The sequence below is a fragment of the Actinopolyspora biskrensis genome (assembly GCF_013408175.1).
In the GTDB taxonomy this organism is placed as follows: domain Bacteria; phylum Actinomycetota; class Actinomycetes; order Mycobacteriales; family Pseudonocardiaceae; genus Actinopolyspora; species Actinopolyspora biskrensis.
In genome coordinates, this window is sequence record NZ_JACBYW010000006.1 from 387,431 (window position 1) to 402,239 (window position 14,809).

General features: G+C 70.7%; 13 protein-coding genes. 2 read left to right on the top strand and 11 right to left on the bottom strand.

Annotation, left to right across the window (positions count from 1 at the left end; translation table 11 throughout):
- Window positions 1–26: 26 nt before the first annotated feature.
- From FHR84_RS17485 to FHR84_RS23355, 3 genes are all read right to left on the bottom strand, one after another.
- Window positions 27–1,682 (bottom strand): peptide ABC transporter substrate-binding protein, encoded by a 1,656-nt coding sequence (locus FHR84_RS17485; protein WP_179536588.1) that lies wholly within the window; start codon window positions 1,680–1,682, stop codon window positions 27–29.
- Window positions 1,683–1,888: 206 nt separating this feature from the next.
- Window positions 1,889–2,842 (bottom strand): Ppx/GppA phosphatase family protein, encoded by a 954-nt coding sequence (locus FHR84_RS17490; protein WP_179536589.1) that lies wholly within the window; start codon window positions 2,840–2,842, stop codon window positions 1,889–1,891.
- Window positions 2,843–3,056: 214 nt separating this feature from the next.
- A complete protein-coding gene (locus FHR84_RS23355) occupies window positions 3,057–4,361 on the bottom strand; it encodes a lytic murein transglycosylase (protein ID WP_218863026.1) in 1,305 nt (434 codons plus the stop codon).
- Window positions 4,362–4,545: 184 nt separating this feature from the next.
- On the opposite strand from FHR84_RS23355, the gene FHR84_RS17500 reads away from it, so the two are divergent.
- A complete protein-coding gene (locus tag FHR84_RS17500; protein WP_179536590.1) occupies window positions 4,546–6,210 on the top strand; it encodes an isovaleryl-CoA dehydrogenase in 1,665 nt (554 codons plus the stop codon).
- 291 nt (window positions 6,211–6,501) lie between these two features.
- Here FHR84_RS17500 and FHR84_RS17505 read toward each other — a convergent pair whose 3' ends face one another.
- From FHR84_RS17505 to eno, 3 genes are all read right to left on the bottom strand, one after another.
- Window positions 6,502–7,023, bottom strand: a complete 522-nt coding sequence (locus tag FHR84_RS17505; protein ID WP_179536591.1) for a DUF501 domain-containing protein — start codon at window positions 7,021–7,023, stop codon at window positions 6,502–6,504.
- Window positions 7,020–7,445 carry a septum formation initiator family protein gene (locus tag FHR84_RS22985; RefSeq protein WP_179536592.1) on the bottom strand — a complete coding sequence of 142 codons (426 nt, stop codon included), beginning with the start codon at window positions 7,443–7,445 and terminating at the stop codon, window positions 7,020–7,022. The genes FHR84_RS17505 and FHR84_RS22985 overlap by 4 nt, the downstream gene beginning before the upstream one ends.
- Before the next feature lie 120 nt (window positions 7,446–7,565).
- Window positions 7,566–8,852, bottom strand: a complete 1,287-nt coding sequence (gene eno, locus FHR84_RS17515) for a phosphopyruvate hydratase (RefSeq protein WP_179536593.1) — start codon at window positions 8,850–8,852, stop codon at window positions 7,566–7,568.
- A gap of 260 nt (window positions 8,853–9,112) precedes the next feature.
- Here eno and FHR84_RS17520 point away from each other — a divergent pair, with 260 nt between their 5' ends.
- Window positions 9,113–9,496, top strand: a complete 384-nt coding sequence (locus FHR84_RS17520) for a tetratricopeptide repeat protein (protein ID WP_179536594.1) — start codon at window positions 9,113–9,115, stop codon at window positions 9,494–9,496.
- Between the two features lie 108 nt (window positions 9,497–9,604).
- On the opposite strand, the gene FHR84_RS17525 is transcribed toward FHR84_RS17520, so the two are convergent.
- From FHR84_RS17525 to FHR84_RS17545, 5 genes are all read right to left on the bottom strand, one after another.
- Window positions 9,605–10,438, bottom strand: a complete 834-nt coding sequence (locus FHR84_RS17525; protein ID WP_179536595.1) for a lytic murein transglycosylase — start codon at window positions 10,436–10,438, stop codon at window positions 9,605–9,607.
- An 84-nt stretch (window positions 10,439–10,522) separates the two neighbouring features.
- Window positions 10,523–11,335, bottom strand: a complete 813-nt coding sequence (locus FHR84_RS17530; protein ID WP_179536677.1) for a lytic murein transglycosylase — start codon at window positions 11,333–11,335, stop codon at window positions 10,523–10,525.
- 132 nt (window positions 11,336–11,467) lie between these two features.
- Window positions 11,468–12,472: a nucleoside triphosphate pyrophosphohydrolase gene (locus tag FHR84_RS17535; protein WP_179536596.1), complete on the bottom strand. Its 1,005-nt coding sequence runs from the start codon at window positions 12,470–12,472 to the stop codon at window positions 11,468–11,470.
- A gap of 385 nt (window positions 12,473–12,857) precedes the next feature.
- Window positions 12,858–13,769, bottom strand: a complete 912-nt coding sequence (locus FHR84_RS17540; RefSeq protein WP_179536597.1) for a SurA N-terminal domain-containing protein — start codon at window positions 13,767–13,769, stop codon at window positions 12,858–12,860.
- Between the two features lie 195 nt (window positions 13,770–13,964).
- Complete coding sequence (locus tag FHR84_RS17545; RefSeq protein ID WP_179536598.1) at window positions 13,965–14,786, bottom strand: ESX secretion-associated protein EspG; 822 nt, start codon at window positions 14,784–14,786, stop codon at window positions 13,965–13,967.
- Between the last annotated feature and the right edge of the window lie 23 nt (window positions 14,787–14,809).

Consider the following 14,809-nt stretch of genomic DNA (forward strand, 5'->3'; position numbering starts at 1 on the left):
GACCGGGTACGACTACGAAAACCGGGTCACTGGGTGGGTTCGGCGACCTTGAGGCTCGTGATCGCGACGTTGGTCCGGGTGTTCAGCGTGCCCTCGGCCAACCGGTCCGACCGTGCGCCCTTCACCGTCTGGGTGAACAGCGGGGCCGACGGCATGTCCTCGGCGAGCTGCTTCTCGGCCTTGCCGTAGAGCTCGTTGGCCTCGTCGACCGTGGCGGCCCGGTCGGCCCGGCCGATCATGTTGTCGAACTCCTCGTTCGAGTAGCCGGTGTAGTTGGCCGATCCGCTGGTGGTGTACAGCGGGTTGAGGAAGGTGCGCGGCGTGGGGTAGTCGGCGACCCAGCCGTAGCGGTACGGCCCGCTCATCTCCTGGTTGTCCATCTTGTCCTGGAAGGTGCTGAAGGTGGGCACCCCGTTGGTGCCGACATCGATGCCCAGGGTGTCGCGAATGCTGCCCGCCACGGCGGTCATCCATTGCTTGTGCGCACCGTCGGCGTTGTAGCTCAGGGTCATCTGCCCGTCGAAGCCGCCGGCCTTCTCCAGGTACTCCTTGGCCTTGGCCGGATCGTACTCGCACCACTGTCCGCAGGTGCCGTCCGTGCGTCCCGGCATGCTCGGCGCGGTCCAGCCGTCGGCGGCGGTGGCCGAACCGTTGAAGACCGTCTCGACGATCTGCTGCCGGTCGATGGCCAGCGAGATGGCCTTGCGCAGGTCCGGGTTCTGGAACTTCTCCTCGTACAGCGGCAGGCTGAGCGTGGTCAGCCCCATCCGGTCCTTGGAGATGGCGCGGTCGCCGAGCTCCTCCTTCCACCGGCCGTCGGCCTGGGCGGAGGTCGGAATCGTGTTGATCACGTCCAGGTTGTCCGACTTGAGGTCCTGGTAGGCGGTCTGGGCCTTCTCGTAGACGACCAGTTTGACCGCGTCGGCGTTGCCCGCGTCCGCGCCCTTGTAGTCCTCGTAGCGGGTCAGGGTCAGGCTCTGGCTCGGGGAGCGGCTCTCGAACTCGTACGGCCCGTTGCCGATCGGGTTCTCGGCGAAGCCTTCCTTGTCCTCGAAGAAGCTCTCCGGCAGCGGCACGAAGGTCTGGTAGCCGAGCTTCTCGGGGAAGACGGTGAACGGCTGCTTCAGGGTGATCTCGAAGGTGTGGTCGTCCACGACCTTCAGCCCGGACATCTTCTCGGCGCTCGGCTCCGGCGGCTTCTTCGGCCCGTCGCCGTCCGGATCCGCGGGGTGGACCTCGTCGTAGCCCTGGATCCGCTTGAACATGTTGGCCTGCTGCTGGCCGTTGGGGGCGTAGGCGGCGTAGTTCCAGGCCCGGACGAAGTTGTCGGAGGTGACCTCCTCGCCGTCGTGGAACTTCCAGCCTTCCTTGAGCTCGACCGTGTAGGTCTTCTTGTCGTCCGCACGCTCGATGGACTCGGCCATCGCGTTGCGCGCCTCGAAGGTGTTCGGGTCGTACTCGACCAACCCGGTGAACATGGGGTTGAACACCTGGCTGCCGAAGGTGTCGTTGCTGTTGGTGGGGACCAGCTCGCTCTGCGGCTCGCCCCACTGGACGGTGATCGGGTCCTCGAGGGTTCCGGTTGCCTCGGTGACACCACCGCCACCGCCTCCGCAGCCGGCGGCCAGCAGGGCCGCCGACAGCGAGGCCGCGACCGGCGCGACCATGCGTCGCTTGCGCATTCGTTTCCTCCCGCTGTCTACGTGACCTCTCGCGGGACACCGCGAAAGTCGCCACGCCGACGATCTCGATCGTCGGATGAGTGCGAGCGTAAACATAAGGGAGACACAGTTCACGACAATGTGCTGTCACAAAGCCGTCACATTCTTTCTCGATTCAGCGGGATTGTCACTCAATCAGCGGAATAAATTATTCCACATTCTGAGAACTAGCTGATCGAAAGGGCTATACCGTCCAGTATGTCGTGCTCACTGACAGTGATCTCACCGATCCCGGAGCGCTCCGCGAGCTCGGCGGCCAACACCCCGAGCACCAGAGCGCCACCCCCGATCACGTCCACCCGTCCCGGATGCATCGGCCCGATCGCCGCACGCTGCTCGTGATCCATCTCCAACAGCTCCCGCTCGGTCCGGTCCACCCCGTCCCGCGACAACCGCGAGAGGTGGATGGCGGAGGGGTCGTACTCCGAGAGCCCCAGCGAGATCGCCGAGAGCGTGGTGACGGTGCCCGCCACCCCGACCCACCGGCGCGCCCCGGACACGTCCACCGCCGCGAAGGCCTCGTCCAGGGTCCGCCTGGTCACCTCGTTGGCCGAGCTCACCTCCTCCGCGGTGGCCGGGTCGCTGTGCAGGCAGCGCTCGGTGAGCCGCACCGACCCCACGTCCGCGGAGTACGAGCCGAGGATCTCGGCGTCCTTGCCGTCCCAGTGCCCCAGCACCAGCTCGGTCGAGCCCCCGCCCACGTCGGTCACCAGGAACGGCCCGTCGTCCGGATCCAGGTCCCCGACCGCTCCGACGAACGAGAGCCGCGCCTCCTCCTCGCCGGTGATGACCTCGGCCTCGACCCCGAGGGTCTCGCGGACCATCTCGAAGAAGTCCGCGCGGTTGGCCGCGTCCCTGGTCGCCGAGGTCGCCACCATCCGCGTGCTCCCGGCGCCCGACTCCCGAATGCTCTCGTCGTAGTCGTGCAGCGCCGCGCGGGTGCGTTCCAGGGCCTCGTCGGCGAGCCTGCCCGTGGCGTCGACCCCCTGCCCCAGCCGGACGATCCGCATCTCGCGCCGCACGTCGCGCAGGCTGCGCGTGCCGTCGTCGTGCACCGTCACGTCGGCGATCAGCAGGCGTATCGAGTTCGTCCCGCAGTCGATCGCGGCTACGCGTGGCATCAAGTCCTCCTGGTTCGGTTCCGGCGGAACGACCGCGCGGCTGTCCCGTGGCCCGCGCCGTCCGTGATCACGCGCGGGCGGAGAGCGCGGATCACGGCGCGACGCGTCCGGTCGTTCGTCCGCGCGTCGCGGCCCACGCTATGCGAGCGGGGTTCCCGGCCGCGGCCCCGCCTGTCCACCGAGCCGACAGTTTCGCGCGAAACGTTCCAAGCGGTCAGGAGCCGGTGTCAGCGGCGGAGGACGGCTCCGGGGCGGAGGAACCACGCTCGCGCCAGCTCCCGGAGGGCGCGGAGGGATGCGATTCCGCGGAGGACTCGGAGGCGGGCGCGGGTGCCCGCGAGGTCCGGTTCGGTTCCGAGGGCTCCGCCCCGCCCCCGTCGGAAGTCTCCGGAGCCCGCGTCCGGGACGGCCGCTCCGAACCGGCCGGATCCTCCCCGCCACCGCCCCGCGAAGGCGCGGGGACCAGCGGGGAGAACGCCTCGCGCCCCGAATCGCCGGACGGTCCGGGCGCGGGCGAGAGCGGGGGGAACTCCGGACGTTGCCCCGACCGCTCGGGCTCCGTCCGCTCCGAGGTCTCCGGACTCGAGCTCCCCGCCTCCGGCAGCACCACCTCGTCCACCTCGGGAGCCGGATCCGTGGGCACGGGCAGAACCCCCGTCCGGTAGGCGGTGGCCCAGCCGAGCACCTCGCGCACGTAGCTCTCGGAGTGGTTGTACCGGAACACGGCGCGGGCCAGGTCCCGCGGCCGGTTCAGGTCGCCCCCCGCGTCGCACAGGTAGCGGGCCGCCGCCAGGGCCGCGTCGTGCACGTTGTGGGGGCTGCTCACCCCGTCACCGTCGCCGTCTGCCCCGTAACGCCTCCAGGTGGAGGGCAGGAACTGCATGGGGCCGACCGCGCGGTCCCAGACCGGATCCCCGTCCAGCTCACCCGAATCCGTGTCCGGGACGGCCGCGAGGTCCTCGCCACCGTCCAGGCGCGGCCCCAGGATCGCGGTCGCCGTCGTCCCCGTGCCGTCCACCCGGCCGGAACCGGCGTGCCCGGACTCGGCCCTGCCGATCGCGGCCAGCACCGACCAGCGCAGTCCGCAGGAGGGGTCGGTCTCGGCCGTTCCCCGCGCGGCACCGCGGTAGGCCCGCAGCACCGGCTCCGGCACCCCGAGCGGCCCGTCCGGCACGTCGACGGCCTCCTCCGAGTCCGGATCGCGCAGCGCGGCACTGTCCCGCAGCAGCCGCACACCGGGCTCCTGCCGTTCGGGGACCCGCCCGCTCGCCCCCAGCCCCCGGGGCACACCGGAGTCCCCCGGGGCGCTCTTCCCGGCGAACCAGGTCGCCGTCAGGGCATTGGCACCTCCGACCAGCACGAAGGGGAGCAGCAGCCCGAACAGCAGCAGCAGCGTCCCTCCCGGGGAGACCCCGCGTGCTCGACGTCCGCGGGCGGACCGGTCGCTTCCGGCAGGGTGCGACCACCAGGACCGCTGGGGCCGGCGCCGCCACGGCGCTGGTCTGTTCCGACGCGCCACGTCCTGTCCCCCCACCTGCTCGCTTCCCGAGGTGCCTACACCCGGCGATTGCACACCATGCGCGTCCTGCTCGCCCGGTGATCAGCACTCGAAGCGGGCCGAGCGCTCCGAGAACCGTCCGGTTCGGCCGTTTCCGCTCCACTACCACTACTGTTCGGTAACCGATGTGGCCTACCCTTCCGACATGAGGCTCAACGCAGAGCGGGAACACGCCCCCGCACCGGCCGAAACGCACGAGGTGCGCAACCAGCCGCCCCCGCTGGACGACTTCGACCCGCTGGCCTGCGACCCCGCGCTGCGGGAGGCGCTGACCGCGCAGGGCGCGCAGGACCGGGTGGAGTCGCTCCGCCCGTTGGCCCGGCGGGCCGGTTCGGCCGAGGCACGCGAGCACGGCAGGCTCGCCAACGCGCACCCTCCCGTGCTGCACAGCCACGACCGCTACGGCCACCGCGTCGACGAGGTCGAGTTCCACCCGTCCTGGCACCGGCTCATGGGCGAGGCGGTCTCCTCCGGCCTGCACGCCTCGCCCTGGTCCCCCGGCGCCACCGCCGGGCAACACCTCGCCCGCGCGGCGGGCTTCTACCTGTGGTCCCAGGCCGAGGCCGGACACGGCTGCCCCGTCTCGATGACCTTCGCCTCGGTCCCCGCGCTGCGCCACAGCCCCGAGCTGGCCGAGCACTACGAACCGGGGCTGCGTTCCACGCGGTACGACTTCGGGGTGCGGCACCCGGAGCGGAAGGCCGGGCTGCTCGCCGGCATGTCCATGACCGAGAAGCAGGGCGGCTCCGACGTCCGCGCCAACAGCACGACCGCCGAACCGCTGTCCGACGGCAGCTACCGCGTCGTCGGCCACAAGTGGTTCACCTCGGCCCCGATGAACGACCTGTTCCTCACGCTCGCGCAGACCCCCGGCGGGCTGAGCTGCCTGCTGGTCCCCCGGGTGCTGCCGGACGACACCCGCAACGCGATCCGGTTGCAACGCCTCAAGGACAAGCTCGGCAACAAGTCCAACGCCTCGGCCGAGCTCGAGTACACCGGCGCGATCGGGTGGCTGGTCGGCGAGGAGGGACGCGGGGTGCGCAGCATCATCGACATGGTCTCGATGACCAGGATGGACTGCGTGCTCGGCTCCGCGGCCAACATGAGGATCGCGCTGTCCGAGGCGACCCACCACGCCGCGCACCGCTCCGCGTTCGGCGAGCGGCTCGACCGGACGCCGTTGATGGGCACGGTGCTCACCGAGCTCGCGGTCGAGTCCGAGGCGGCCGTCGCACTCGGGATGCGGCTCGCCGCGGCCACCGACCGGGGACAGCGCGGGCAGCGCGCCGAGCTCGACCTGCTGCGGCTCGTGCTGCCCGCGTCGAAGTACTACGTGTGCAAGCGCGCCCCGACCGTCATCGCCGAGGCGCTGGAGTGCCTCGGCGGGAACGGTTACGTCGAGGAGTCCGGGCTGCCCCGGCTGTACCGGGAGGCCCCGCTGATGTCCGTCTGGGAGGGAGCGGGCAACGTGACCGCGCTGGACACACTACGCGCGCTGCACAAGCAACCGGAGACGGCGGAGCGTCTGCTGGAGGAGCTCGAGCTCGCCTCCGGAATGGACGAACGCTACGACCGCGCCGTCCGGTCGCTCCGCGCGGAGCTCACCGATCCGCAGCCCGCCCGCGCCAGGAGGCTGGCCGAACTGCTCACGCAGACCGTGCAGGCGGGGTTGCTGCTGCGCGGCTCCCCCGAGGAGGTCTCCGACACCTTCCTGGCGACCCGGCTGGAGGCAACGGGCAGCACGCCGGGGACGTCGGGAGTCGCTTCCCGGCAACTGCTCGACCGGGTCACCCCGAAGAGTGAAAGGTGACCCGATCACGCGGCGCCAGCCGCGAGCGCTCCGAGCCCGCGCAGTCGGCACCGCCGCGAGCAACCCGAGTCGCCACGAAAACCCGGACTGGAGCTCCCGCCCAGGGGGTCACGCCAACGCAGGCGCTTGCGATCCTGAGCCATCGGCACCGCCGCGGGTTCTCAGTCGAGCGCCCGGCGAGGACGGCCCCGACGTTGTGTAGGCCGCTGCCCGATGTCGGGGCACCCGCAGCCGGGCGCCGACTGAGGTTCCGCCACCGGCACCGCCACGCAGCAAGAGCCGCGCACCCCCCTAAAACCGGAAGAGTTCCGCGGCGTCGGAGGGCCAGCGCCGCGCGACGGTCTCCAGCCCCTCGTCGCCGAACGGGTTCACCCCGGGCCCCTTGGCCAGCGCGTGGGCCACGTGCACGTGCAGGCACTTGACCCTGCCGGGCATTCCTCCCGCGCTCACCTCGGTGCCCAGCGGTTCGAGCGCGTCCCGCTCGGCCAGGTACTCCCGGTGCGCCCGCAGGTAACGTTCGGCGAGGTCCTCGTCTGTGGACAGCCGGTCGGTCATCTCCCGCATCACGCCCTCGGACTCCAGGGTGGACACCAGGGTGACCAGCCTGGGGGACGTGAGGTAGTACAACGTCGGAAAAGGGGTCCCGTCCGGCAGGCGCGGGCTGGTGCGCACCACGGTCGGCTCTCCCGAAGCGTCCCTCGTGACCACGTCCCGCATTCCGCGGGGCGGACGTCCGAGCTGCCTGCGCACGACCTCCCGGTCGTGCTCGTCCGCGGTGGGGCCACCGGGCGGTTCCAGACCCGACACGGTCACTTCCCCTCCCCTCCGGTCAGGCTCTTCCAAAGATTCTGGTACCAGGGCTTCTCCTCCGAGTCCCCGTCCTCGCCCCCGGAATCACCGGGGGACGTTGACGGCAGGTGGACGATGTAGGGGGTCTCCCCCGGACGGACGTAGCCGAGCCGCTCTCGCGCCTCCGTCTCCAGCCGCTGCGGCTCGGACAGCTCCGTCTTCCGCTCGGCGAGCCGCTGCACCTCCTCGCCCAGCTGGTGCTCCCGGTTCTCCAGGTCGGCCAGCTCGTCACGCTGACCGAGATAGGTCCGCAACGGCACGGAGACGCTCAACGCCATGGCACAGACGAGAATCGCCAGCACGGCCGCCCGCCGGGTCGAGGAGAGCTTGAACGCACCACCGGTGCCCGCGGGCGGCCGGGTGCTCTTACCCGACCGCCGCGACACGGCTCTGCCTCCCGATCCCCCGTTCGGGCGCCGCTCACGCGCCGACTCCCGAGCGCGGCGCGTCGCGTTCACACCGCGCCGTTGCCGATCGCGTTCAGGCGGTCGCCCGGTGGGCATGGGTTACACCTCCGCAGTGAACCTGGGGAAGGCCAGCTCACCCGCGTAACGGGCCGCGTCACCGAGGTTCTCCTCGATGCGCAGCAGCTGGTTGTACTTGGCGACCCGCTCGCTGCGCGCCGGGGCGCCGGTCTTGATCTGGCCGCAGCCGGTGGCCACCGCGAGGTCCGCGATGGTGGTGTCCTCGGTCTCCCCGGAGCGGTGGCTCAACATGCTGCGGTACCCGCAGGAGTTGGCCAGGTTCACCGCGTCGAGGGTCTCCGAGAGCGTGCCGATCTGGTTGACCTTGACCAGCAGCGCGTTGGCGGCCCTGCGGTTGATGCCCTCCTCGAGCCGCTCGGGGTTGGTGACGAACAGGTCGTCGCCGACGATCTGGACCTTCTCGCCGAGCTCGGAGGTCATCCTGGCCCAGCCGTCCCAGTCGTCCTCGGAGAGCGGGTCCTCGACGGAGACCAGCGGGTAGGAGTTCAGCAGCTCGGTGTAGTAGCCGACCATCTGCTCGGCACTGCGCTTGGCCCCCTCGAAGTGGTACACGCCGTCGGAGTGGAACTCCGTGGCCGCCACGTCGAGCGCGAGCGCGACGTCCCTGCCCGGCTTGTAACCGGCCTTCTCGATGGCGCTGCTGATCAGGTCCAGCGCCTGCCGGTTGTCCGGCAGGGAGGGGGCGAAGCCTCCCTCGTCCCCGAGACCGGTGGCCATGCCCTTGCTCTTGAGCACCGACTTGAGGGCCTGGTAGATCTCCGAGCCCCAGCGCAGTGCCTCCGAGAACGAGTCGGCCCCGATCGGGGCGATCATGAACTCCTGCATGTCCACGCCGGTGTCGGCGTGCGCACCACCGTTGAGGATGTTCATCATCGGCACCGGCAGCACGTGCGCGTTGGGCCCGCCCACGTAGCGGAACAGTTCGAGTCCCGTGGACTCCGCCGCCGCCTTGGCCACCGCCAGCGAGGCACCGAGCATCGCGTTGGCCCCCAGCCTGGACTTGGTGGGGGTACCGTCCAGGTCGACGAGCTTCTGGTCGACCACCCGCTGCTCGATCGCCTCCACGCCGATCAGTTCCGGACCGATCTCGTCCAGCACCCCGGCGACGGCCTTCTCCACGCCCTTGCCGCCGTAGCGTTCGGCCGCGCCGTCCCGCAGCTCGACGGCCTCGTGCTCACCGGTGGACGCGCCCGACGGTACGGCAGCCCGAGTCAGCGTGCCGTCGTCCAGGGCCACCTCGACCTCGACGGTGGGGGTGCCGCGCGAATCCAGGATCTCGCGAGCGCCGACCTGCTCGATGATCGCCACTTGTGCTCCTAACAAGCTTTGTGTACTCAAGACGTCACAGCCCGCCGTAACGTTCCCACCGGTGTGCCACCGAAGAGACCCATAGTGGGCGGGACGCCCGACGACCTTCTCCGAGCCTAACCGGGCGCCCCACGTGCCCGCCGCAGGCTCGCGGTCCCGAATCACGGCGGGACGTGGTGATGTGCGGAACACCTGGCGCCGCACGCCACCCGGTCGCACCATGGTGGAACAGCGGATCGAACCGTACCGTTGGTGTGGCCATGAGGACCGAAGGAACCGTGGAAGCTTTCCGCAAAGCGGAAAAGCTTGTGGCGCAACGGCGTCCGTTCGAAGCCCTGCGCACGCTCGGTCCGGTGCTCGACGAAGCATCGGACAAGCCGAGCGTGCAACTGCTGGCCGGCCGCGCGTACCTGTTCTCGGCGCAGTTCCGGCGTGCCGAGCGGGCGTTCCTGCGGGTGATCGAACTGGACCCCTCGGATCACTACGCACGACTGGTGCTCGGACGAACCCTGCAGCGTCAGGGCAGGCTCAACGAGGCACACACCCAGGTTCAACTGGCCACGACGATGTATCCCGACCCCGCGTACCAGGAAGTGCTCGGCGAGATCCGAGCGCACATAGCCCGGGTGAACGCGGACTCCTAGCCGGTCGGCAGCTTGGTTCGCGTAGGTGCTCGGCTGGTGGGACCTCTCGCGGGCTCTCGTCGCGTGTACCTCGACCTCGAGTAGCCACATCCTCGGTCGGCAACGCGCTCACTCGCGACGGTTCCCCGCGTCCGCGTAGGTCTCCGCCAGCGCGAAGACCTTCTTCGCGTAGGAGGCCGAGTTGTTGTACGAAAGCACACCCGACCACCACCCCTCTCCCGTTCGCATGTCCCGTCCCCCCGCGCAGAGGTAGCGCGCGGCGGCCATGGCGGCGTCGTCCAGGTCGTGCGGATCCCCGACACCGTCGCCGTTGCCGTCGGTGCTCCACTTCGCCCAGGTGGAGGGGATGAACTGCATGGGACCGACGGCCCGGTCGTGCACCGGATCCCCGTCCAGGGCCCCGTCGTCGGTGTCGGTTATCTCCCGCACCTCCGAACCGCCGTCCAGCGGAACCCCGATGATCGGGCTGGAGGGGACCGCGTCCGCCCCCAGCCTGCGCCCGCCGTAGCGACCGTGGTCGGACTCGATCCTGCCGATCCCCGCCAGAGTCGCCCAGTCGATCCGGCAGCCGGGCCGTCTGTCACGCATGGCCAGGTCCGCCCGGACGTAGGAAACGAGGGCGCGCGCCGGAACGTCCACCACGGCGGCCACCTCGTCGGCCCAGTGCCGCACCGGATCTCCCCGGTCCGCTCCGTCACCCGCGCCCGGCTCGGCTCCCGGGTTCCTGCCCCCCGGAGGAACGGAGCCCGGTTCCACCTCGGCCGGTTCCACCCGCGCCTTCGGCGCGGGGCCGGCCTCCGGTGCGGAAGCGGGATCGCCCAGCACCGCGACCAGCCCCACCCCCAGACCGGCCACGAAAAGCACGCTCGAGGCGAGGGCGACACGGGAGATCACGGCGAGGAAGGCACGGAGACGTGTGGGGTACGGCCCGGGGTTCGCCATCGACGACAGGCTACTCGAGCACGTCCGTCCCCCGTCCACGCGCGGAGAATTCGCGGGACGGGGCATTCGCCGCGTACAGCCCGATCACTCCCTGCGCACGAGATCCCTGCTGCGCTTGCCGTAGTCGTCGGCGTGGTTGAGCACCTGCTGCACGTAGTCCCCGCTGGCGTTGTAGCGCAGCACCGCGTCCCTGAACTGCTCTGGCTCGCGCAGATCGGTGTCCGCGGAGCACAGGTAGTGCGCGGCGGCCAGCGCCGCGTCGTCCATGTCGTCCGGATCCGCTTCCCCGTCGGCATCGGCGTCCCGCCCCCAGGTGCGCCAGGTGCTCGGGATGAACTGCAGCGGCCCCACCGCGCGGTCGTAGGTGCTGTCACCGTCCAGTTCCCCCCCGTCGGTGTCCCGAACCAGCCGGATGCCTTCGCTCCCGTCCAGGACCACGCCCCTGATCGGGGGGTCCGGCCTTCCGGTCCGGTCCAGGTCCGCGCCTCCGTAACGTCCGTGTCCGGATTCGACCGCGCCTATGCCCGCCAGCACGGACCAGCTCAACCGGCACTCCGGCCGGGAACGCTCCAGAGCGAGCTCGGCGTAGCCGTAGGCCTCCAGCGCCGTCAACGGGATGTTGAGCTCCTCGGACATCGAGTCCGCCCAGCCCTCCAGCAGTTCCTGGGGCCGTTGCCCCCGCTCGACCGCGTCCGTCCCCGGCAACGCGGCCACCCGTGGCGGTCGCACCCCGTCCGCCGGGGGAGCCGTGGCGGTCGGAAGTCGCTCGCGGGCCGAGTCGTCCTCCTGAAGCACGCTGGCCAGGAACACGAGCACGGCGAACATCACCAACCCGGCCAGCAGCCCCATCGAGGGTCTGGATGCATTCCACTGTCGCGGCACGACCGGACCTCCCATCACCCTGCCCCAGTGTGCCCGCACGACGGTGTCTCCACGGCTGATTCGACCGAACGGGTCAGACCGAACGTCACGTTCGCACCTCTCGCGCACTTCGCACGGCGCGCCACCGAACCAGTCGGCCCGGGGGAGTCACTCCCGCCCCGGCCAGTGTCGCCGCCAGAGCTCGGCGGAGAGCCCGTTCGTGTCCGCTCCGCTCTCCCGCGCGCTCGCCTCGGCGGCGCGGACGCGCTCGTCGAAGGCCAGCGCCACCGCACGCAGCTCGTCCTCCGGATCCAGCCCGCGGTGCTCGGCGCGGGCCGCGAGGGCGAACAACTCCGCACCGGCCCCGGAGCCCGCGGGCAGCAGGTCGGCCGGAACACCGGCCCGCCGCGCCCGTTGGGCGAGCTTGGCCGCCAGGGCCACGGCAGGCTGACCGTGCGCGACACCGTCCACAGCGGACTCGCGTTGTTTCTCGGCCTGCTTGAGCTCCTCCCAGCGCGCGTGCTGCGACTCGGCGTCGCGCACCGCGTCGTCCGTCGCGAAGACGTGGGGGTGCCGCGAGACGAGTTTGCTGACCAGCTCGGCGGCCACGGTGTCGACGTCGAACGGGTCCCGCTCGTCCTCGGCCGCCACCCTGGCGTGGAACAGGACCTGCAACAGCACGTCCCCCAGCTCCTCGCGCATCGCCGCGCGATCACGGCGCTCCAGGGCGTCCAACAACTCGTAGGTCTCCTCGACCAGGTAGGTGCGCAGGGAGTCGTGGGTCTGCCCCGCGTCCCACGGGCAACCCCCGGGGGAGCGCAACCTGTCCATCACGGTCACCGCGTCGAGCAGCTCCGCGCCGTGCGGCGGCCGGGGACGTATCAGCGCGGCCCCGGACGACAGCAGTCCCGTGACCGCCTCCGAGTGCTCCTCGGCCGCGATCAGCACCACGGCCTCGTGCCGCGCTTTCTCCAGCAGTTCGGGGATCCGGGGCGGTTCGGTGGCTCCCGACGCCGCGCGGGCGGACTCCGTGAGCCCCTTGTCCGCGTGGACCGCGGAGGCGGAGCGCAGCACCGGAACCGCCTCGGCCGGGATCGTGTCCCCCAGGCGGTCGTCGACGAGCACGACGGCACAACCGGTCACGGCGGAAGGCTGTTGGCGAGCGGCATCCATGCCCGCGATTCTTCCACCGCTTCGAGGAGTAGGTCCGGCGGCTCGGTTTGCGCAGTGGGTCACTTGGCGGAACCTCTCGCGGGCGCTCGCTCCGGCGAGGCCCGACATCGGGTAGCGACCTACACAACGTCGGGGCCGTCCTCGCGAGAGCACCACGAGAGAACCCGCGGCGGCGCGGGTTGCCAGGGCGGATTCTTCGGCGCCGCCGGCGCCGAAACACCCACCTACGCAGTCGGCACCGCCGGGGGTTCTCAGTCGAGTGCCCGGCGAGGACAGCGCGCCCGTGGCGTAGGTGGCTACTCGATGGGCGCTCCCGCAGCCGGGCGCCGACCGAGGTTCCCCCACGGAACCACCCACGCAAACCGGCTCCGGGACCCCTTACCGGCTAAAGGCGGAAGCCGCTGCGCTGCCCCTCGTCCGGAACCACGGTCACGGCCACGGGATCCCACACCCCGTAGCGGGGGCTGAGTTCGACCCCGGTGCGCTGGGCGGTCAGGCCGAGCAACCGCGCGCCGAACCTCTGCTCGAGTTCCGCGGCCGAGCCCGCAGCGGAACTCCGCCCCTTCTCGTCCGCACTCCGGCGTTCGGTGATCCGCGCGATCATCCACTTCGTGGAACGTCCGTTTCCGCGGAACGCCACCACAATTCCCGACTCGGCCGCGAACAGCGGAGTGTTGGCGGCCATACTCGGGTTGTTCGCCGCGCGCAGTTCTCTGCCCTCGCCCGCCGGGTTCCCGGACGAGCGGTCCTCGGCTATCAGCTCAGCGGCCTGCTCCGGTCCGCGTGCCATACGCTCGGCCTTGCTCTTGGCCTCCTCGCGGGTGGTGGCGCTGGTGTAGTCGAAACGCACCGAGACCTTGGGCAGTTGAGCGCTGCCGAGCTCACGCATCAGCAACAGCGATCTCGCCACCGAACGGGCCTCTCCAGTGGCGAAGATCGTCTCGCTCATGGCGGCCTCGGCACCGCCCTGGCTCTCGATCCACTCGGTGACCTGCTGCTCGGTGACTCGCAGGTTCTGCCTGCGGGCGGCCCGGTCGGCCAGTTCCTGCCGCACCGTGAACGCCGCTATCCTGCTTGCCAGCTCGTCCTTGCGGTTCTCGCTCTCGAGTTGCTCCAGCATCCTCGGCCTGCTCTGCAGCACGGCGTCGAAGCGGTTCTCCACAGTGCTCACCGGGATGGCGTGGTCGCCGACGATGGCGGCCGAGCCCGCCTTCGCGGGTTGGGCACCACAGCCCGTCAACAACGCGGCGGCGAGCAACGCGACGATCAATCGTGGGCGAACGATGACGGATCTCACAGGATCACTTTCTCACGAGACGCCCCGGCTTGTCCGTAAACCCGTTGTGATCATGACAGATCACGTTCCGTACCATCTTCCGGATGTCACCGTGACCCGGCGCGGTTCCGGCGGTCTCCCAATTTTGCCTAAAACTGGGAGCTCCCCGTCCACACCGGACCGGCCCGAACCGACCGTCGAGCCGGGCGCCGAACCTCAGCGGAGGGAGCGGAGCTCCCTCCGAAAGGCGGCGGACGTGGCCGGGACGAGGTGCCGGAGCGGCTCGCCGTCCGGGTCCTCTCCCGAGCGCTTGAGCACCGAGAGCACCGCCCCCTCGGGCCCGAAGTAGTAGTTCAGCGGGAACTCGCTGACCTTCTCCTCGCCCCAGGAGCCCTTGTGGGCCTTGCCGAGCTGCATGACGAAGTGCTGCCCTCCGCTCGTGAGCCGCTCGACGCGGTCGTACCGGCGCTGCACCGGGTCCCGCTCGGTACGGCCGACATCGCAGTCGACGAACCACGGCTCGTCGTCCTCACCACGCGAGCGGCGCGGGGGCCGCTCGGCGGGCACGACGATCTCCTCGTCGGCGACCGGTTCCACCGCGTCGGGAAGCAGGCTGGCCACGACCGAGTGCAGGTCGTCGGCGTCGACCGGTTCGAGCAGCACCTGCCCGCGCTCCCACACCGCCAGCACGGCCACGTCGTCGGACTCGGCGACGTGGAAGCTGCCCTGCACCCGCTGCTCGTCCTCGACGAAGCCGTACCAGCCGTAGATCCGCCGGTGCGGGTTGTGCAGCAGCCGAATCGTCTCGCGCAGCTCGGGGGCCGGGTTGTCCACTTTGGCCAGTCCGCGCTCGCGCAGGTCGGCCAGCACCTCCTTGATCAGGCGCACCCGCTCCCGGTACGTGCTGCCCGGTGAGAGTCCTTCGAGGCCGGCGGGCTTGGGCGCGCCCTCGCCGCACTCGCCGCTGTGCAGCACGTCGTAGGCGGCGTAGTCGAGCAGGACCGGGGTGCTGATGATCCGCTCAAACCGCCGGGACACGACCACCCCCGCGCACTGTCCTC

Excerpts from the sequence above, each read along its gene's own strand:
- FHR84_RS17535 (WP_179536596.1), bottom strand. The coding sequence starts at position 12,472 with ATGGATGCCGCTCGCCAACAGCCTTCCGCCGTGACCGGTTGTGCCGTC.
- FHR84_RS17485 (WP_179536588.1), bottom strand. The coding sequence starts at position 1,682 with ATGCGCAAGCGACGCATGGTCGCGCCGGTCGCGGCCTCGCTGTCGGCG.
- FHR84_RS17500 (WP_179536590.1), top strand. The coding sequence starts at position 4,546 with ATGAGGCTCAACGCAGAGCGGGAACACGCCCCCGCACCGGCCGAAACG.
- FHR84_RS17490 (WP_179536589.1), bottom strand. The coding sequence starts at position 2,842 with ATGCCACGCGTAGCCGCGATCGACTGCGGGACGAACTCGATACGCCTG.
- FHR84_RS17520 (WP_179536594.1), top strand. The coding sequence starts at position 9,113 with ATGAGGACCGAAGGAACCGTGGAAGCTTTCCGCAAAGCGGAAAAGCTT.
- FHR84_RS17530 (WP_179536677.1), bottom strand. The coding sequence starts at position 11,335 with ATGGGAGGTCCGGTCGTGCCGCGACAGTGGAATGCATCCAGACCCTCG.
- FHR84_RS17525 (WP_179536595.1), bottom strand. The coding sequence starts at position 10,438 with ATGGCGAACCCCGGGCCGTACCCCACACGTCTCCGTGCCTTCCTCGCC.